Here is a 16471-nt window from a genome sequence, read left to right as displayed (position 1 = left end):
CAGATCTGTAAACCAACACCCTTGCGGGACTCAGGATTGCGGCAGGAGGCCCGCCTCGCGCAGCGCGGTACGCACGGTGTCGTGGAACGGCGCCGACAGCGGCGCCAGCGGCAGGCGCAGGCCTGCCGGCATCTTGCCCATTTCCGCCAGCGCCCACTTGACCGGCACCGGATTGGGTTCGACGAACAGTTTGGCGTGCAGCTGCAGCACGCTGTTGTTGATCTCGATGGCGCGGGCAATATTGCCGGCCATGGCCGCTTCGCACAGCTCGTGCATGGCGCGCGGCGCGACGTTGGCGGTGACCGAGATGTTGCCGGCGCCGCCGCAGAACATCAGCGCCATCGCGGTCGGATCGTCGCCCGAGTACACGGCGAAGGACTTGTCGACCATCTTCAGCAGCTCGATGCCGCGGCCGAGGTTGCCGGTGGCATCCTTCACGCCGACGATGTTGTCGATCGGCGCCAGGCGGGCGATGGTCTCGTTGCTCATGTCGGCAACGGTGCGGCCCGGCACGTTGTACAGGATCACCGGCAGGTCGACCGCTTCGGCGATGGCCTTGAAGTGGCGGTACATGCCTTCCTGGGTCGGACGGTTGTAGTAAGGAACGACCTGCAGCGAGGCGTCGGCGCCCACTTCCTTGGCGTGGCGGGTCAGTGCGATCGCTTCGGCGGTCGAGTTGCCGCCGGAACCGGCGATGACGGGAATGCGACCGGCGACGTGGTCCACGGTCAGCTTGATGAGCTCGCAGTGCTCTTCCGGGCTGACGGTTGCCGATTCGCCGGTGGTGCCGACGATGACGATGCCGTCGGTGCCTTCGGCCACGTGCCAGTCGATCAGTTTGCGCAGGCTGTCCTTGTCGAGACTGCCATCCTCAAACATCGGAGTGACGATTGCTACTATGCTGCCCTTAATCATAATCTCTGGTACGTGTCGGAAAATAAAAATCTGATTGTAGCGGATAGCCCGGTGCTATGGTTCATTAACCGCAGATAAATGGTCGAGCCGGGCCTCGGTTTGGACGAAGCCCGCTCCGGCCGCGCACAGGCGCTGCACGCGCGCCAGTTTCGGTTCCTGGACCACGCCATCCTCGTAGGCGAGCACGCGCAGGCCCGCGCCAGCGGCCACTTCCAGCAGCTCGCCAGGACGCAGCAGGAAGGCCGGATTCGAGGGTTTGCCGTAGGCTTCGTTGCCCAGTGCGAAAGTTTCGTAGATCAGCACGCCGCCCGGCGCCAGGCTGGCGACCAGGCTCGCCATCAGGGGCCGGTGCAGGTAGTTGGTGACGACGATGCCGGCGAAGCGTCCCGCTTCGAAGGGCCAGCCGGCGCCCTCCGCTTCGAGGTCGACTTCCAGCGTCGCGATGCCGGGACCGGCCGCGGCGGCCAGCGCCTGCGGGTCGCGGTCGGCCGCCAGCACCGGGTGGCCGAGCCCGGCGAACAGGCGCGCGTGGCGTCCGCTGCCGCAGGCCAGGTCGAGCACCTCCCCTTCAGGCACCAGCGGTGCGAAGCGGCGCACCCAGCTTGAGGGCTTGTCGGTCGGCGCGTGCATCAGAACAGCAGCATCTTGAGCGGCGTGACCAGCAGGTCGACCGCGGTATCGCCCAGCCACATCACCGGCACCACCCAGAAGGCCAGCACGTTGAAGTAGATGAGGGCGAGCAGGATGAAGAAGCCGTAGGGCTCGATCCGGGCGAAGCGGTAGGCCAGCCGGTTCGGCAGCATGCTCGTCACCACCCGTCCGCCGTCGAGCGGCGGCAGCGGGAACAGGTTGAAGGCGAAGATCAGCAGGTTCGTGAACACGCCGGCCTCGGCAACCTTGTGCGGGAACTCTTCCGTCACCTGGAACGCGACCAGCAGCAGGCCGAAGACCAGCCACAACAGCGCCATGACGAAGTTGGCGCCGGGACCGGCCAGGGCGACCCAGGCCATGTCGCGCTTCGGATTGCGCAGGCGGCCGAATTCGACCGGCACCGGCTTGGCATAGCCGAACACGAAACCGGTGGTGACGTACAGCGCGATCGGAATGATGATGGTGCCGAACAGGTCGATGTGCACCAGCGGGTTGAGCGTCATGCGTCCTGCCGCGTAGGCGGTCAGGTCGCCGAAACGCTTGGCGGCATAGGCGTGGGCTGCTTCGTGCAGGGTGATTGCGAAAAGAACGGGCAGCGCGAAGACTGCGATGTTGCGAATGATTTCATCCATAAGGAGGCGATTTTAGCAGAGCCGCGCTGCCGGCCCTGCGGGTGAGGCGCAAAACCTGCGATGCCTTCCTACAGGCCGAAGGCGGCGGGGTCGCCCCTTCCCTCGCGCAGCAGCACGGGTTCGGGGCCGGTGAGGTCGACGATGGTGGTGGGTTCGAGGGTGCCGGCGCCGCCGTCGACGACCAGCTCGATCTGCTTCTCGAGGCGCTCGCGCACTTCGTCCGGGTCGGACAGCATGTGGTCGTCGCCGGGGAGCTGCAGCGTGGTGCCGATCAGCGGCTCGCCCAGTTCCTCGAGCAGCGCCAGCGTGATCCTGTTCTCGGGCACGCGCAGGCCGATGGTCTTGCGCGAGGGATGGGACAGGCGGCGCGGCACTTCCTTCGTCGCTTCCAGGATGACGGTGTAGGGGCCGGGCGTGGTCGCCTTCAGCATCCGGTACTGGGCGTTGTCGACGCGCGCGTACTGGGCGATTTCGGACAGGTCGCGGCACAGCAGGGTCAAGTGGTGCTTGTCGTCGATGCCGCGCACGCGGCGCAGCTTTTCCACGGCGTTCTTGTCATCGAGCTGGCACACCAGGGCATAGGCCGAGTCGGTCGGCAGCGCGACCACCCCGCCCGAGCGGAGGATCTGCGCTGCCTGCTTGATGAGGCGCGGCTGCGGGTTTTCTGGATGGATCTGGAAGAATTGGCTCATCGAATTCCTTTCGGGTCAGCGCAGCGCCTGCAGGGCGGCGATGCGCTCTTCCATCGGCGGGTGGGTCGAGAACAGCGCACCCCAGCCGCCGCCGCTGCCGGAAATGCCCGACGCGGTCATCGACGAAGGCAAGGCGCCCGGTTGCAGGCCGCCGAGGCGGGCCAGTGCATGCTGCATCGGCACGGTGCTGCCCAGCAGCTTGGCCGAGCCGGCGTCGGCGCGGAATTCGCGCTGGCGCGAGAACCAGGCCACGATGATCGAGGCCACCAGTCCGAAGACGATCTCGCAGACGAAGACGGTGACCATGTAGCCGATGCCGGGGCCCCGGTCCTCATTGCCGCGCAGGAGCACCTTGTCGACAAAGAAGCCGACCACGCGCGCCAGGAACACGACGAAGGTGTTCACCACGCCCTGGATGAGCGTGAGCGTGACCATGTCGCCGTTGGCGATGTGGGCGACCTCGTGGCCGAGCACGGCCTCGACCTCGTCTTCGGTCATGCCCTGCAAGAGGCCGGTGGACACGGCCACCAGTGCGGAATTTTTAAAGGCGCCGGTCGCGAAGGCGTTCGGTTCGCCGTCGTACACGGCTACTTCCGGCATGCCGATGCCGGCGCGGTCGGCCAGCTTGCGGACCGTGTTGACGAGCCAGAGTTCGGTCGAGTTCTGCGGCTGCTCGATGACACGCGCGCCGGTCGACCACTTGGCCATCGGTTTGCTCATCAGGAGCGAGATGATCGAGCCGGTGAAGCCGACCACCAGGGAGAAGACCGCCAGGGCGCCGACGTTGATGCCCTCGGCCGACACCGCGCGCCCGACACCCAGCAGGTTCAGGACAACGGTGAGCACCAGCACAACCGCGAGGTTGGTGGCGAGGAACAATACGATGCGCTTCATGGAAAAAACCTCGACAGAATGTCATTGACAGGCTGCCAAGATAAGGCTGGGCCCGGGAAAATTCAAGGGCAATGGCTTATGGCGGGCTTAAACGGACCGGACGCGCTACGCGGAGGGACGTAGGGTGGGCGCCCCGTGCCCACGCGTGAACGATGAGCAGACGCGGCGCGTTGTAGACGCCAACACGACGCCAGCTTCACGCGTGGGCACGGGGGCGCCCACCCTACGTCTCGCCCGGCGCGGCCTCAGAACCAGTCGTGCCAGATCGGCGTTACGCTGCTCGGCAGTGGCGGCAAGGCATCGAACTCGACGCGCGACTCGCCCGGCGCATGGAAATCGGTGCCGCGCGAGGCGAGGAAGCCGTAGCGGCGCGCCACCTCGGCATAGGTCTCGTACTGGTCGGGCGTGTGGCTGCCGGTGACGACCTCGATCGCATTGCCGCCGCGCTGGCGGAATTCGTCGAACAGCGCGCCCTCCGCGGTGGCGTCGAATTTATAGCGGCCGGGATGCGCGATCACGGGAATGCCGCCGGCGCTGCGGATCCAGCCCATCGCCTGCTCCAGGGTGGCCCAGCGGTGCGGCACATAACCCGGCTTGCCCTCGGTGAGGTACTTACGGAAGACCTCGGAGGTGGTGTCGCAGATGCCGGTCTCGACGATATAGCGTGCGAAGTGGGTGCGCGACAGCAGATCCGGGTTGCCCACGTATTTCAGCGCGCCCTCGTAGGCGCCGGGAATGCCGGCCGCCTCCAGTTGGGCTGCGATCTCGCGTCCGCGCGCGTCGCGGCCGTGGCGGGTGGCGACCAGGCCGGCCAGCAGTTCCGGGTTGTCCTCGTCGACATGCAGGCCGACCAGGTGCACGGTCTGGTTGGCCCAGGTGACCGAAATCTCGACGCCCGGGACGAAACGCATGCCGACTTCCTTCGCCGCCGCCCGTGCCGCCTTGATGCCGCCGACCTCGTCGTGGTCGGTCAGCGCCCAGGCGTCGACCCCGCCCTTGCGGGCGTAGGCGGCTACCGCGGCCGGCGTGAGAACGCCGTCGGAAACATTGGAATGGCAGTGAAGATCGACTTTCAGCATCCGCGCGCTAATGCGATAGAGATTGAGGAAGAGGACATTGTACGCGCATTTCCTGCCCACTCAGTACTTGCCACAACTTGTCGCTATCAGGAGCACCTCACTTCTATGCAACTTCTAACCTAGTAAGTACTTGTCCCCCGAAAGTACCTAGCTGCGGAGCAGTCATGGCAAAATCACGAGTAGCCAAGATGCAAATGTACGGCTTCAGAAGGTGACTGCTTGAGTTTAGGTGCCTGGGCAACCTGACTCTGAACGATTAGCAAGGAGATAACTTTGAACGAGGTCCCAACACTTGCCGGTGTTACCCCTACAAACATTCAAAAAGCAGGTCCTGCATCTCTATGCTCAGTCTTCATTCGGACTATTTGCTCAACTCCTAGCGGTGACATTCCGTTTGGGAAAGCAACGGGTTTTCTGTATCGTGACGCGAAGTCGCGCATATGGCTTATCACAAACTGGCATGTGGTCACTGGACGTAGACCAGATGACCCTGGCTTTCTTGTTAACAACATTCCGCAGAGCCCGCATCAAATTGAAGTCACGTTCCCAGGGCCTGTAGTGGGGAAATTTCTCCTCCCAAAACGCCTAAATCTGTATAGGAATGACCGGCCGATCTGGCGTGAGTATCGACGTGATGTTGGGAACGATGTGGTGGGAATTCCGATAGCTGTGCCGCCTGGTTCGATAGCACCTTGTGTTCAAGACTTTGCTGAACGGGATACCGCAATACTTCAGCCGGGATTAGACGTCGTCGTGATCGGGTTTCCATTTGAACACAGTGTAGATATGCCATTCCCGGTTTGGAAACGTGCGATGGTAGCCACGGAGTCTGCTTATACAGTATTCGGCCTTGCGCAAACGTTACTCGACACCCCTGGCACACCTGGGATGTCTGGCTCTCCCGTGTTTCGAATTTCCGAAGGCGTCGCAATGCGTCCAGAGCAGCATGCTCAGTTCAAAGCCGCTGAACGAGGCGAACTAGATTTGCTCAAGGTCTTTGCCTCCCTAGACCCCGCAAAACTAAAACCGGCCCCTGTGTTGAATTTTATCGGAGTCTACGCTGGCTCTACTGGCCTGCCAGGTTTAGACCGACTATCGCTGGGAAGAATGATGCTTGCGTCGATGGTCGATTTGATCGCGATGAACGGCGATGCAGGAGAGAACCCTTTCCCTCCTCAACTACATCACTAGCCCACCGGATCAGCTGTATGGTGGGCAATCTTGGGTATCCGCTTGTTCTACCCAAAGCTGGGTAGAAGAATCTACTTAACAACCGAACATCGGAGACCATTGTCGTTGACTGACATGAAGACCTACCACGGCAGCTGCCACTGCGGCGCAGTGCGCTATGAAGCGGACATCGACCTTGCCGACGGCACGATCAAGTGCAACTGCACGATCTGCACCAAGATGCGTTTCTGGGCGGCAGTGGTGACGCCGTCAAGCTTCCGCCTACTGGAAGGCGCGCAGGCGCTGGGCGAATACCGCTTCCACACGCGGCGCGACGGCCACTATTTCTGCCGCAGCTGCGGGATCAACGTGTTCTCGACGGACGAATCGCCGAAGATGGGGCCGTTCGTGGCGGTGACGGTATCAAGCCTGGACGATATGCCGGTCGATGAGTTGATTGCGGCGCCGGTGCGGTATATCGATGGGCGGAACGACAACTGGACCACGCCGCCGGTGGAGGTGCGGCATTTGTAAGCGGAGTGCAAAGAATATTTGCATATCAGCCTTTCCATGCAAATTTCGTTTGCATCCGGGGTGCCGGTTCGTTCGACTCCGGTTGAATGGTGGGCACGGGGCGCCCACCCTACGACACTTGCAAATTTCGTTTGCAACCCGGCGTTCGGGTCATTCAACTCCGGTTGAACGCGTGGACGGCAGAGCCGTCCACCCTACGTCCCTCGCGTCAGGCGTTTTCCACCCGCGGCGTCTCCCGTAGGGTGGGCATTCGTGGTGCTGGCATTTAGCCAGCCCCACTGCCCACGCGGATTCAGCATACCGATAGCAGCACAGGCAACAGCCCCACGAACCTCAGCACACCACCCGATCACCGCCCCAGAAACGCCTCGATCAAACGCGCCAGCACCGCCGGCTGGTCATGGTGCACCATATGCCCCGCCTCCGGCACGATATGCGCCTCCACGGACGCCATGTGCGCCAGGCGCTGGTCCACTTCCGCCCGCATCTCTTCCTGCGGCCCCATCCAGCGCCACATCTCCGTCTCCGCCGCCTCGATCCACAGCACGGGCGCGGTGATCTTCTTCCAGATCGCGATCATCTCATCCAGGTGGTACAGCAGTGGCCCGTTCATCTTGTGCGCCGGATCGCCCAGGATCTCGTACTCGCCCGCATCGTTGGGCGCCGACCAGTGGCCGGCCAGGAAAGCCGCGCGCTCGTCCGGCAGGCGCGGATTGGTCTTCTGCAGCCGCCCCGCCACCTCTTCCAGGCTGGCATAGCCCTTCATGGTCGGCGGGTTCTTCAGCTCGTCCAGCCACTTCGCCATGCGCTTGGGCGCCTGCTGGGGCACGCTGCCCATCAGGCCGATGCCTTCCAGGTTGATCAGTTTTGCCACCCGGTGCGGCCGCACGCCCGCGTACAGGCTGACCGCGTTGCCGCCCATGCTGTGGCCGAGCAGGTTGACCGGCTCGTCCGGCGAATAATGGTCGAGCAGGAAGTCGAGGTCGGCAACGTAGTCGGGGAACCAGTAGGTATCCGAATGCGTGCGCTCGGACAGGCCAAAGCCGCGCCAGTCGTGGGCGATGACGTGCCAGTCGCCCTCCAGGCAATCGACGATGAACTGGAACGAGGCCGACATGTCCATCCAGCCATGCGCCATGAAGATCTTCGGCGCGCCTTCGCGGCCCCAGTGGCGCACATGGGTGCGCAAGCCGCGCACGGTCAGGAATTCGGAACGGGAGGGTTTCATGGCTGGCTCGACAGTTAAAAAAGAACGATCGTTCAATTATACGCATGCCATTGAATTCCTGCCCGTCATCTTCATATCGGGCCAATCGGGCGATGGCGGCCGCGAGGGCGTAAAATAGCAGTACTTCAACCTTCCGCGAGCACATCCATGGCGATTTACCAGTTGGGCGAGCATGCGCCCGAGATCGATGCGTCGGCCTATGTAGCCGATTCGGCCAACCTGATCGGCAAAGTGACGATCGAGGCGAATGCCTCGGTATGGTTCGGTGTCACGATCCGCGGCGACAACGAACGGATCACGATCGGCGAAAACAGCAACGTGCAAGAAGGCACGGTGATGCACACCGACATGGGCTACCCGCTCACGCTCGGCAAGAGCGTGACCGTCGGCCACCAGGCGATGCTGCACGGATGCACGGTGGGCGATGGCTCGCTGATCGGCATCCAGGCCGTGATCCTGAACGGCGCAAAGATCGGCAAGGGTTGCCTGGTCGGTGCCGGCGCCCTGGTTACCGAGGGCAAAGAGTTCCCCGACAACTCGCTCATCATCGGTACGCCTGCGAAAGCGGTGCGTACCCTCACGGAAGAAGACCTGCTGCGCCTGCAGGCCAATGCCGACAGTTATGTCGCGCGCGGCCAGCTGTTCAAGGCGCAGCTCAAGCAAATCGGATAGACAATGACGACAGTAGACACCAAGGACACCCTGCAGAAATTCATCTTCGACAACGCCGCCGTGCGCGGCGAACTGGTCGAGATTTCCGACACCTGGCGCGAGATCCAGGCCCGTCACGGCTACCCCAGGGCCGTGCGCGCCGTGCTGGGCGAAATGGTGGCCGCGGCTGCGCTGCTGTCGGCCAACCTGAAATTCAACGGCGCGATCGTGATGCAGATCCACGGCGACGGCCCGGTGCGCCTGCTGGTGGTCGAGTGCGACGCCTCGCTGCGCATCCGCGCCACGGCCAAGCTGGCGCCGGACGCTGAAGTGGCGGACGACGCCTCCCTGACCGACCTGCTGAACGCGACCGGCAAGGGCCGCTTCGTGATCACGCTCGACCCGGTCGACAAGGTGCCGGGCCAGCAGCCCTACCAGGGCATCGTCCCGCTGCATGGCGAGGACATGGCAACCGTCATCGAGAACTACATGCTGCGCTCGGAGCAGATGGACACCAAGCTCTGGCTGGCGGCCGACGACCAGGTCTCGCGCGGCCTGCTGCTGCAGAAGCTGCCGCGCCACACCGGCAAGGACGACCAGGTGAAGCAGGCGACCGAAGAGGAAGACCTGGAAACCTGGAACCGCGCCGTGATGCTGGGCGGCACCCTGAAGCAGGAAGAACTGCTCACGACCGACATCCAGACCCTGCTCACCCGCCTGTTCTGGGAAGAAACGATTCGCGTATTTGATCCGCAGCACCCGCAGTTCCACTGCAGCTGCACCCGCGAAAAGGTCGGCAACATGCTGAAAATGCTGGGCCAGGACGAGGTGGAATCGGCGCTGGCCGACCTGGGCGAACTGGGCATCAACTGCGACTTCTGCGGCAAGCACTACGCCTTCGACAAGGTCGACTGCGCCCAGCTGTTCGCCACCCCGATCGCGGCGGATTCGATGACGCCGGCCGAGGATACCAAGCACTAAGCGAAGCACTAAGCCAAACACTGATAGGACATACTGACGATGCGCGACACGCCCCGCTCTGCCTTCCCCCACATGGTCGCCCTGCCGACACGCTGGATGGACAACGACAGCTACGGGCATGTCAACAACGTCAACTACTACAGTTTCTTCGACACCGCGGTCAATCGTTACCTGATCGACCGCGGCGTGCTCGACATCCACAAGGACGACATCGTCGGCTTCGTCGTCGAGACCGGCTGCTCCTACTTCAGCTCGATCTCCTTCCCCGACCTCATTCACGTGGGCGTCAGGGTTGCCAAGCTCGGCAATTCCAGCGTGCGCTACGAGATTGCACTCTACCGCAACGACGAGACGGTGCCGGCCGCCGCCGGGCATTTCGTGCATGTCTACGTCGACCGCCGCAGCAACAAGTCGGTGCCGATCCCGGAAGCTGCCCGCGCCGTCCTGCAGACGCTGCTGGCCGCCTGATTCCCCCGTCCCGGCCCGACGGGACGTCCCATCTTCCGTCGCTTCGCCAGCAGGCGTAGACTAGGCACGTTCCACGAGGAGGTGCCATGCGAATCCTTCTTGCCGCGCTGCTTGCCAGCGCCACCCTTGCCGTTCACGCCGCTCCCGCGCTGCGCCAGCACGTCGATCTCGACACGCCGGGCGCCCTTGAGCGGGTCGGGCGCGACAATCCCGCCCACGCCCGGGCCATCACGCAGATCCTGCGCGAAGCGCCCTACCGCCGCCCGCAAGGGCTGGCCGGCTGGGTACGCACCGCCTTCGACGCGAAGATGGCCTCGGCCATGCTAATCAAGACCAGCTACCCGCCCCAGGCCCGGCTCGCGTTCGTGCTGGACGACACCGAGTACCGTGCACTGGTCACGCTGCGCAACGCTGAACCGGCGGTCAGGCCGGCCGGCTAGACCTGCGGTGAGGTATCGTACCGCAGGATTTTTATGCCAGTGCTAAGCTGTTGAACTGTTAACAGGGCTGCAACTTTCAGCAGGCCTGATACTTCATCACAGGAGAATCGCAATGCACATGGATACCGGCATCAGCACCGAGGACCGCGCGAAGATCGTCGAGTCGCTCTCGACCGTCCTGGCGGACGCCTACATGCTTTACCTGAAAACCCACAATTTCCACTGGAACGTCACCGGGCCGATGTTTTCGACCCTGCACGTGATGTTCGAGGAACAGTACACCGAGCAATGGAACGCGCTGGACGACATCGCCGAGCGCATCCGCGCCCTGGGCCACTTTGCCCCGGCCACCTCGAAGCGCTACGCCGAGCTGTCGAGCATCAAGGAAGAGCCGGAAGTGCTGTCGGCCAAGGAAATGATCCGCCAACTGGTCGAAGGCAACGAAATCCTGGTGCGCACCATGCGCGCCGGCGTGAAGGTCGCCGACGAGCTGGACGACTTCCCGACCGCCGACATGCTGACCACCCGCATGGAAGTGCACGAGAAAAACGCCTGGATGCTGCGCTCCTTCCTGGAACAGGGCGCGGGCTCGATGCAGGGCGAGGCCTCGTCGAATTAACGCCTGGGCGGGCGTCTGCCGCCCGCTGGACTTGCTGAACATGAACCTGATACGGAGCCGGCACGCCGGTGTCGTATCAGGTTTTTCGTATCGGGCTTCTCTCAGGCGTCCGGCAGGACGTAATCGAATTCGTAGAAATGCTGGCGCTCCTCGATGCGGATGTGCATCGTGCCGGCGATTCCCGCCAGTTCCCCGGTGCCGGAATCTGGCACGACCGTGATCGACAGCGCCTGGGCGCCGCGCGCCATCGTGCCGCTGTGCTGGACCACGAAGCTCCCGCTCCTGCCCTGCAGCCTGCCGGTCACGCGCTCGACGGCCACGTAGCCGGCCGAGCCTTCGGTGGTCGTCATCGCCGACAGCATCTCGCCGACGCCGGTGCCGTCCAGTTCGCCGTGGTAGCGTTTATCGATCAGCATGCGTCCGGTCGTCACCCCGTCGCGCACTTCCGGCTGGCCTTGCGGAGTAACGGTCACGTCGAACGGTCCTGCGGCATGTTGCTGGCTCATGATGCGCTTCCTTCCGGGATGATGAGATAGCGAACATTCTAGGCCAATCCGTAGGCTTTGCGTTGATCGCAGAGTGGGCGGCTGCGCTTGGGCTGGTTGAACGCGTGGACGGTCTCGCCCGTAGGGTGGGCGCCCCGTGCCCACGCGTGAACGATGAGCAGACGCAGCGCTCTATATACGCCAACACGACGCGGACGCCACGCGTGGGCACGGGGGCGCCCACCCTAGGTTTTCACGGCGCTCGTTATCAGTGCGCCTCGCCCGGCAAATGCAGGTCGATCACCTTCATGATCGCGAGCGTCGCGTCCAGGCTCAGTTCGCCGCTGGCGAAGGCGGCGCGCAGCTCAAGCTGCGGCAGGCCGGCGGCGGCGGCGAGATGGGTCGTGCCTTCGGCGCGCGCGGCGACGGCCAGGGCCTCGACCAGCACGGCGGTGTCGCCGGATTCGAAAGCGGCGGCAAGATAGACGGCCAGGGCGTCGAGCGACGTCAGGGCCGCGGCGGCGTCGCCGGACGCGCCGTCAGGGGTAGGGTCGGAACTCATGGTAGTCAGTGGGTCGGGCCGGGAACGACGGGGCCTTTGCCCGCCTTCGGCGGCGGTGGAGGCGGCGGCACGGTCATCGACTCGACCGGCTTCTCGTCCTTGCGCAGCACCTGCACGAAGATTTCATTCTGCTTGATCATGCCCAGTTCCAGGCGCGCGCGTTCCTCGACGGCGCCCAGGCCCTCACGCAGGTCGCGCACTTCGGAATCGAGCTTGGCGTTGCGCGCCTTGAGCTTGTCGGTATGCGCCTGGGCCAGCGCGACCTGGTCGCGCAGGTCGGCGACGGCGAGCATGCCGCCCTTTCCCAGCCACAGCGGGTACTGGATCAGCAACAGCAAGGCGGCAAGGGCGAGCGTAATCAGGCGCATGGCGGAAAATGATACGCCGGCCACGCATTGCACGCGGCCGGCGGTGGAACAATGTTGATTTACTTCAGGTCTACTTCAGGCTTACTTCAGATTGTAGAACGCGTCACGGCCCGGGTAGCTCGCCACGTCGCCCAGGTCTTCCTCGATGCGCAGGAGCTGGTTGTACTTGGCCATGCGGTCCGAACGCGACATCGAGCCGGTCTTGATCTGCAGGGCGTTCAGGCCCACGGCGATGTCGGCGATGGTCGAGTCCTCGGTCTCGCCCGAACGGTGCGAGATGACGGCGGTGTAGCCGGCGCGCTTGGCCATCTCGATGGCGGCGAAGGTCTCGGTCAGGGTGCCGATCTGGTTGATCTTGATGAGGATCGAGTTGGCGATGCCCTTCTGGATGCCCTCTTTCAGGATCTTGGTGTTGGTGACGAACAGGTCGTCGCCCACCAGTTGCACCTTCTTGCCCAGGGCTTGCGTCAGGGTGGCCCAGCCTTCCCAGTCGCCTTCGGCCATGGCGTCCTCGATCGAGATGATCGGGTACTTGTCGCACCAGGTCGCCAGCATGTTGGTGAAGTCGCCGGCCGACAGGGTCAGGCCCTCGCCTTCGAGCACGTACTTGCCGTCCTTGTAGAACTCGCTGGCGGCGCAATCCAGGCCGATGGCGATGTCGCTGCCCGCCTGGTAGCCCGCTTCCTCGATCGCCTGCATGATCAGCTTGATCGCTTCCTCGTGATTCGCGACGTTCGGCGCGAAGCCGCCTTCGTCGCCGACCGAGGTGGCCAGGCCCTTGGCGTGCAGGATCTTCTTCAGGGTGTGGAACACCTCGGCGCCGTAGCGCATGGCTTCCTTGAACGAAGGCGCGCCGACCGGGATGATCATGAATTCCTGGATGTCCAGGTTGTTGTCGGCGTGGGCGCCGCCGTTGATGACGTTCATCATCGGCACCGGCATCTGCATCGCGCCCGAACCGCCGAAGTAGCGGTACAGCGGCAGGCCCGCTTCTTCAGCTGCGGCTTTAGCGACAGCCATGGAAACGGCCAGCATCGCGTTGGCGCCCAGGCGGCTCTTGTTCTCGGTGCCGTCCAGGTCGATCAGGGTACGGTCGAGGAAGGCCTGCTCGTTCGCGTCCAGGCCCATGATTGCTTCGCTGATTTCGGTGTTGATGTTCTCGCAGGCCTGCAGCACACCCTTGCCGAAGTAACGCTTCGGGTCGCCGTCGCGCAGTTCGATCGCTTCGCGCGAACCGGTCGACGCGCCCGACGGCACGGCGGCACGGCCCATCACGCCCGATTCCAGCAGCACGTCGCATTCGACGGTCGGATTGCCGCGCGAGTCGATGATCTCGCGGCCGATGATGTCAACGATAGCACTCATGGTTTAAGTCTCCAGAAAGGTAGAAAAATCGTCGCGCACATGCAAGTCGAGGCGCCGTTTGGAGCGCCTCGACTTGCATGCCAAATAACTTAATTATGCCTTGAAGCTGTTTTCAAGGAAGCCCGTCTTCTTGACCACGCGGTCGAGTTCGACCAGGGTCGTGAGCAGTTCCTTCATGCGGCCCAGCGGCACGGCGTTCGGGCCGTCCGACAGCGCATTGGCCGGATCGGGGTGGGTTTCCATGAACAGGCCGGCGATACCGGCTGCCACCGCGGCGCGCGAGAGCACCGGAACGTGTTCGCGCTGGCCACCCGAGGAGGTGCCCTGCCCGCCCGGCAGCTGCACCGAGTGGGTCGCGTCGAACACCACCGGGCAGTTCGATTCGCGCATGATGGCGAGCGAACGCATGTCCGAGACCAGGTTGTTGTAGCCGAACGAGACGCCGCGCTCGCAGGCCATGAAGTTATCTTCAGGCAGGCCGGCTTCGCGTGCGGCGGCGCGCGCCTTGTCGATCACGTTCTTCATGTCGCCCGGGGCCAGGAACTGGCCCTTCTTGATGTTGACCGGCTTGCCCGAACGCGCGCAGGCGTTGATGAAGTCGGTCTGGCGGCACAGGAAGGCCGGGGTCTGCAGCACGTCGACGACGCTCGCCACTTCCGGGATCATTTCTTCGTCGTGCACGTCGGTGAGCACGGGCACGCCGAGCTCCTTACGCACGTCGGCGAGGATTTCCAGGCCTTTTTCGCGGCCCGGGCCGCGGAAGGATTTGCCCGACGAGCGGTTGGCCTTGTCGAAGGACGACTTGTAGATGAAGGGGATGCCCAGTGCGCTGGTGATTTCCTTCAGGGTGCCGGCGGTGTCGAGCGCCATCTGGCGCGATTCGATCACGCAGGTACCGGCGATCAGGAAAATCGGGTGCTCCTGACCTACTTCGAAACCACACAGTTTCATGCTACATCTCCTTGCAAAGCTTGTTCGTTCGCCGCCACCTTCGGGTTGGCTGCCTGGTGGGCCAGGGCCGCCTTGATGAAGGAGGTGAACAGCGGATGGCCGCTGCGCGGGGTCGACTTGAATTCCGGGTGGAACTGCACACCCATGTACCACGGGTGGGCTTCACGCGGCAGTTCCATGATCTCGCACAGGTCCTCGTTCGGGGTGCGCGCCGCGACCACCATGCCGGCCGCTTCGACCTTCGGCAGGTAGAAGTTGTTGGCTTCGTAGCGGTGACGGTGACGCTCGGTGACGACGCTGCCGTAGATCTCGGCGGCCAGCGTGCCCGGCTTCACCGCGCAGGTCTGGGCGCCCAGGCGCATCGTACCACCCAGGTCCGAATTCTCGTCGCGCTTCTCGACCTTGCCGTCGTGGTTCTGCCATTCGTTGATCAGGGCCACGACCGGCTGGTCGGTGTCCAGGTCGAACTCGGTCGAGTTGGCGTTCGGCAGGCCGGCCATGTGGCGCGCGTATTCGATCAGCGCGACCTGCATGCCCAGGCAGATGCCGAGGTAAGGGATCTTGTTCTCGCGGGCATAGCGCGCGGCCATGATCTTGCCTTCCACGCCGCGCTTGCCGAAGCCGCCCGGCACCAGGATGGCGTCGTACTTGGCCAGGTGATCGCAGCCCTTGGTCTCGATTTCTTCCGAGTCCAGGTATTCGATGTTGACGCGGCTTTCGGTGTGGATGCCGGCGTGGCGCAGCGCCTCGGTCAGCGACTTGTACGATTCGATCAGGTCGACGTACTTGCCGACCATGCCGATGGTCACTTCGTGCTTCGGGTTCTCCAGCGTGTGGATCAGCTTGGTCCACACCGACAGGTCGGCCGGCGGCGCCTCGAGGCCGAGCGCTTCCAGGATGATGTCGTCCAGGCCCTGGTCGTGCAGCACCTGCGGCACTTTATAGATGGTGTCGACGTCCCAGACCGAGATCACGGCCTGCTCTTCGACGTTGGCGAACAGCGAGATCTTGGCGCGCTCGTCGTCCGGGATGCGGCGATCGGCGCGGCACAGCAGCGCGTTCGGCGAAATGCCGATCTCGCGCAGCTTCTGCACCGAATGCTGGGTCGGCTTGGTCTTCAGTTCGCCAGCCGAGCCGATCCAGGGCACCAGGGTCAGGTGGACGAAGGCGGCGCCCTTGCGGCCCACGCGCAGCGACAGCTGGCGCGCGGCTTCCAGGAAGGGCAGCGACTCGATGTCGCCGACGGTGCCGCCGATCTCGACCAGCGCCACGTCGACGCCTTCGGCGCCGCGGCGGATGTAGTCCTGGATCTCGTTGGTGATGTGCGGGATCACCTGCACGGTCTTGCCGAGGTATTCGCCGCGGCGTTCCTTGCGGATCACGGATTCGTAGATCTGGCCGGTGGTGAAGTTGTTCACCTTCTTCATGCGGGTGCTGATGAAGCGCTCGTAGTGGCCGAGGTCGAGGTCGGTCTCGGCGCCGTCGTCGGTGACGAAGACTTCGCCGTGCTGGGTGGGGCTCATCGTGCCCGGATCCACGTTGATGTAGGGATCGAGCTTGAGCATGGTGACTTTGAGGCCGCGCGATTCGAGGATCGCGGCGAGGGAAGCGGCCGCAATCCCCTTGCCCAGGGAAGACACGACGCCGCCAGTGACGAATACAAATTTGGTCATTGTGCTGAAGGTGCCGAATGGCACGCGCGGGAAATAGAAATTATACCTTAAACAGGCGAATACTTCTTCATTACAAGGGGACGGGCGAAGCGGCGACGCTGTTTTCCAGCCTG

Annotated in this window: 20 protein-coding genes; 7 read left to right on the top strand and 13 right to left on the bottom strand. The window is 63.7% G+C overall.

The features are described from left to right. Positions 1-30 precede the first annotated feature (30 nt). The 6 genes from dapA to ACSUZJ_RS07205 form a co-directional block, all read right to left on the bottom strand. A complete protein-coding gene (gene dapA / locus ACSUZJ_RS07230) occupies positions 31-915 on the bottom strand; it encodes a 4-hydroxy-tetrahydrodipicolinate synthase (protein ID WP_499414683.1) in 885 nt (294 codons plus the stop codon). Positions 916-969: 54 nt separating this feature from the next. After that, positions 970-1545 (bottom strand): class I SAM-dependent methyltransferase, encoded by a 576-nt coding sequence (locus ACSUZJ_RS07225; protein WP_499414681.1) that lies wholly within the window; start codon positions 1543-1545, stop codon positions 970-972. Continuing rightward, positions 1545-2198 (bottom strand): site-2 protease family protein, encoded by a 654-nt coding sequence (locus ACSUZJ_RS07220; protein WP_499414679.1) that lies wholly within the window; start codon positions 2196-2198, stop codon positions 1545-1547. Before ACSUZJ_RS07220 ends, ACSUZJ_RS07225 begins: the two co-directional genes overlap by 1 nt. A 68-nt stretch (positions 2199-2266) precedes the next feature. Beyond that, on the bottom strand, positions 2267-2890 hold the full coding sequence (locus ACSUZJ_RS07215) for an L-threonylcarbamoyladenylate synthase (RefSeq protein ID WP_499414677.1): 624 nt from the start codon (positions 2888-2890) through the stop codon (positions 2267-2269). Between the two features lie 15 nt (positions 2891-2905). Continuing rightward, positions 2906-3784 (bottom strand): protease HtpX, encoded by an 879-nt coding sequence (htpX, locus tag ACSUZJ_RS07210; protein WP_499414675.1) that lies wholly within the window; start codon positions 3782-3784, stop codon positions 2906-2908. A gap of 245 nt (positions 3785-4029) precedes the next feature. After that, positions 4030-4863: a 3',5'-nucleoside bisphosphate phosphatase gene (locus ACSUZJ_RS07205; RefSeq protein ID WP_499414673.1), complete on the bottom strand. Its 834-nt coding sequence runs from the start codon at positions 4861-4863 to the stop codon at positions 4030-4032. A 273-nt stretch (positions 4864-5136) separates the two neighbouring features. On the opposite strand from ACSUZJ_RS07205, the gene ACSUZJ_RS07200 reads away from it, so the two are divergent. Both ACSUZJ_RS07200 and ACSUZJ_RS07195 read left to right on the top strand, forming a co-directional pair. Further along, positions 5137-6054 (top strand): S1 family peptidase, encoded by a 918-nt coding sequence (locus tag ACSUZJ_RS07200; RefSeq protein ID WP_499414671.1) that lies wholly within the window; start codon positions 5137-5139, stop codon positions 6052-6054. Positions 6055-6168: 114 nt separating this feature from the next. After that, positions 6169-6567 (top strand): GFA family protein, encoded by a 399-nt coding sequence (locus ACSUZJ_RS07195; RefSeq protein WP_499414669.1) that lies wholly within the window; start codon positions 6169-6171, stop codon positions 6565-6567. Positions 6568-6916: 349 nt separating this feature from the next. Here the strand turns inward: ACSUZJ_RS07195 and ACSUZJ_RS07190 are convergent, their stop codons facing one another. Next, positions 6917-7795, bottom strand: a complete 879-nt coding sequence (locus ACSUZJ_RS07190; protein WP_499414667.1) for an alpha/beta fold hydrolase — start codon at positions 7793-7795, stop codon at positions 6917-6919. A 147-nt stretch (positions 7796-7942) separates the two neighbouring features. On the opposite strand from ACSUZJ_RS07190, the gene ACSUZJ_RS07185 reads away from it, so the two are divergent. From ACSUZJ_RS07185 to ACSUZJ_RS07165, 5 genes are all read left to right on the top strand, one after another. Then, a complete protein-coding gene (locus ACSUZJ_RS07185) occupies positions 7943-8467 on the top strand; it encodes a gamma carbonic anhydrase family protein (RefSeq protein ID WP_499414665.1) in 525 nt (174 codons plus the stop codon). Between the two features lie 3 nt (positions 8468-8470). Continuing rightward, positions 8471-9427 (top strand): Hsp33 family molecular chaperone HslO, encoded by a 957-nt coding sequence (gene hslO, locus ACSUZJ_RS07180; protein WP_499414663.1) that lies wholly within the window; start codon positions 8471-8473, stop codon positions 9425-9427. Between the two features lie 39 nt (positions 9428-9466). After that, on the top strand, positions 9467-9895 hold the full coding sequence (locus tag ACSUZJ_RS07175; protein WP_499414661.1) for an acyl-CoA thioesterase: 429 nt from the start codon (positions 9467-9469) through the stop codon (positions 9893-9895). Positions 9896-9981: 86 nt separating this feature from the next. Further along, positions 9982-10335 carry a hypothetical protein gene (locus ACSUZJ_RS07170; protein ID WP_499414659.1) on the top strand — a complete coding sequence of 118 codons (354 nt, stop codon included), beginning with the start codon at positions 9982-9984 and terminating at the stop codon, positions 10333-10335. Positions 10336-10447: 112 nt separating this feature from the next. Next, complete coding sequence (locus ACSUZJ_RS07165) at positions 10448-10954, top strand: Dps family protein (protein ID WP_499414657.1); 507 nt, start codon at positions 10448-10450, stop codon at positions 10952-10954. 101 nt (positions 10955-11055) lie between these two features. On the opposite strand, the gene ACSUZJ_RS07160 is transcribed toward ACSUZJ_RS07165, so the two are convergent. From ACSUZJ_RS07160 to pyrG, 6 genes are all read right to left on the bottom strand, one after another. Next, positions 11056-11460, bottom strand: a complete 405-nt coding sequence (locus ACSUZJ_RS07160; protein WP_499414655.1) for a DUF3224 domain-containing protein — start codon at positions 11458-11460, stop codon at positions 11056-11058. Between the two features lie 247 nt (positions 11461-11707). Then, positions 11708-12001 carry a helix-turn-helix domain-containing protein gene (locus ACSUZJ_RS07155; protein WP_499414653.1) on the bottom strand — a complete coding sequence of 98 codons (294 nt, stop codon included), beginning with the start codon at positions 11999-12001 and terminating at the stop codon, positions 11708-11710. Positions 12002-12006: 5 nt separating this feature from the next. After that, positions 12007-12369, bottom strand: coding sequence for a cell division protein FtsB (gene ftsB / locus ACSUZJ_RS07150; RefSeq protein ID WP_499414651.1), 363 nt, complete (start codon positions 12367-12369; stop codon positions 12007-12009). An 81-nt stretch (positions 12370-12450) separates the two neighbouring features. Next, a complete protein-coding gene (eno, locus tag ACSUZJ_RS07145) occupies positions 12451-13734 on the bottom strand; it encodes a phosphopyruvate hydratase (protein WP_499414649.1) in 1284 nt (427 codons plus the stop codon). Positions 13735-13827: 93 nt separating this feature from the next. Then, positions 13828-14685, bottom strand: coding sequence for a 3-deoxy-8-phosphooctulonate synthase (gene kdsA, locus ACSUZJ_RS07140; RefSeq protein WP_499414647.1), 858 nt, complete (start codon positions 14683-14685; stop codon positions 13828-13830). Then, positions 14682-16358: a CTP synthase gene (gene pyrG, locus ACSUZJ_RS07135; protein WP_499414645.1), complete on the bottom strand. Its 1677-nt coding sequence runs from the start codon at positions 16356-16358 to the stop codon at positions 14682-14684. Before pyrG ends, kdsA begins: the two co-directional genes overlap by 4 nt. Positions 16359-16471 lie beyond the last annotated feature (113 nt).

The sequence above is a fragment of the Telluria sp. B2 genome (genome assembly GCF_051789535.1).
Classification (GTDB): domain Bacteria; phylum Pseudomonadota; class Gammaproteobacteria; order Burkholderiales; family Burkholderiaceae_D; genus Telluria.
The sequence above is the reverse complement of the archived record's forward strand: the minus strand, read 5'-3'. Positions and strand labels throughout refer to the sequence as shown.

Bases quoted from the DNA above. Each gene is read 5' to 3' on its own strand.
- eno (WP_499414649.1), bottom strand. From the start codon at position 13,734: ATGAGTGCTATCGTTGACATCATCGGCCGCGAGATCATCGACTCGCGC.
- kdsA (WP_499414647.1), bottom strand. From the start codon at position 14,685: ATGAAACTGTGTGGTTTCGAAGTAGGTCAGGAGCACCCGATTTTCCTG.
- ACSUZJ_RS07175 (WP_499414661.1), top strand. From the start codon at position 9,467: ATGCGCGACACGCCCCGCTCTGCCTTCCCCCACATGGTCGCCCTGCCG.
- pyrG (WP_499414645.1), bottom strand. From the start codon at position 16,358: ATGACCAAATTTGTATTCGTCACTGGCGGCGTCGTGTCTTCCCTGGGC.
- ACSUZJ_RS07215 (WP_499414677.1), bottom strand. From the start codon at position 2,890: ATGAGCCAATTCTTCCAGATCCATCCAGAAAACCCGCAGCCGCGCCTC.
- ACSUZJ_RS07170 (WP_499414659.1), top strand. From the start codon at position 9,982: ATGCGAATCCTTCTTGCCGCGCTGCTTGCCAGCGCCACCCTTGCCGTT.
- ACSUZJ_RS07155 (WP_499414653.1), bottom strand. From the start codon at position 12,001: ATGAGTTCCGACCCTACCCCTGACGGCGCGTCCGGCGACGCCGCCGCG.
- ACSUZJ_RS07185 (WP_499414665.1), top strand. From the start codon at position 7,943: ATGGCGATTTACCAGTTGGGCGAGCATGCGCCCGAGATCGATGCGTCG.
- ACSUZJ_RS07225 (WP_499414681.1), bottom strand. From the start codon at position 1,545: ATGCACGCGCCGACCGACAAGCCCTCAAGCTGGGTGCGCCGCTTCGCA.
- ACSUZJ_RS07190 (WP_499414667.1), bottom strand. From the start codon at position 7,795: ATGAAACCCTCCCGTTCCGAATTCCTGACCGTGCGCGGCTTGCGCACC.
- ACSUZJ_RS07165 (WP_499414657.1), top strand. From the start codon at position 10,448: ATGCACATGGATACCGGCATCAGCACCGAGGACCGCGCGAAGATCGTC.
- dapA (WP_499414683.1), bottom strand. From the start codon at position 915: ATGATTAAGGGCAGCATAGTAGCAATCGTCACTCCGATGTTTGAGGAT.
- ACSUZJ_RS07205 (WP_499414673.1), bottom strand. From the start codon at position 4,863: ATGCTGAAAGTCGATCTTCACTGCCATTCCAATGTTTCCGACGGCGTT.
- ACSUZJ_RS07195 (WP_499414669.1), top strand. From the start codon at position 6,169: ATGAAGACCTACCACGGCAGCTGCCACTGCGGCGCAGTGCGCTATGAA.
- ftsB (WP_499414651.1), bottom strand. From the start codon at position 12,369: ATGCGCCTGATTACGCTCGCCCTTGCCGCCTTGCTGTTGCTGATCCAG.
- ACSUZJ_RS07220 (WP_499414679.1), bottom strand. From the start codon at position 2,198: ATGGATGAAATCATTCGCAACATCGCAGTCTTCGCGCTGCCCGTTCTT.
- ACSUZJ_RS07160 (WP_499414655.1), bottom strand. From the start codon at position 11,460: ATGAGCCAGCAACATGCCGCAGGACCGTTCGACGTGACCGTTACTCCG.
- hslO (WP_499414663.1), top strand. From the start codon at position 8,471: ATGACGACAGTAGACACCAAGGACACCCTGCAGAAATTCATCTTCGAC.
- htpX (WP_499414675.1), bottom strand. From the start codon at position 3,784: ATGAAGCGCATCGTATTGTTCCTCGCCACCAACCTCGCGGTTGTGCTG.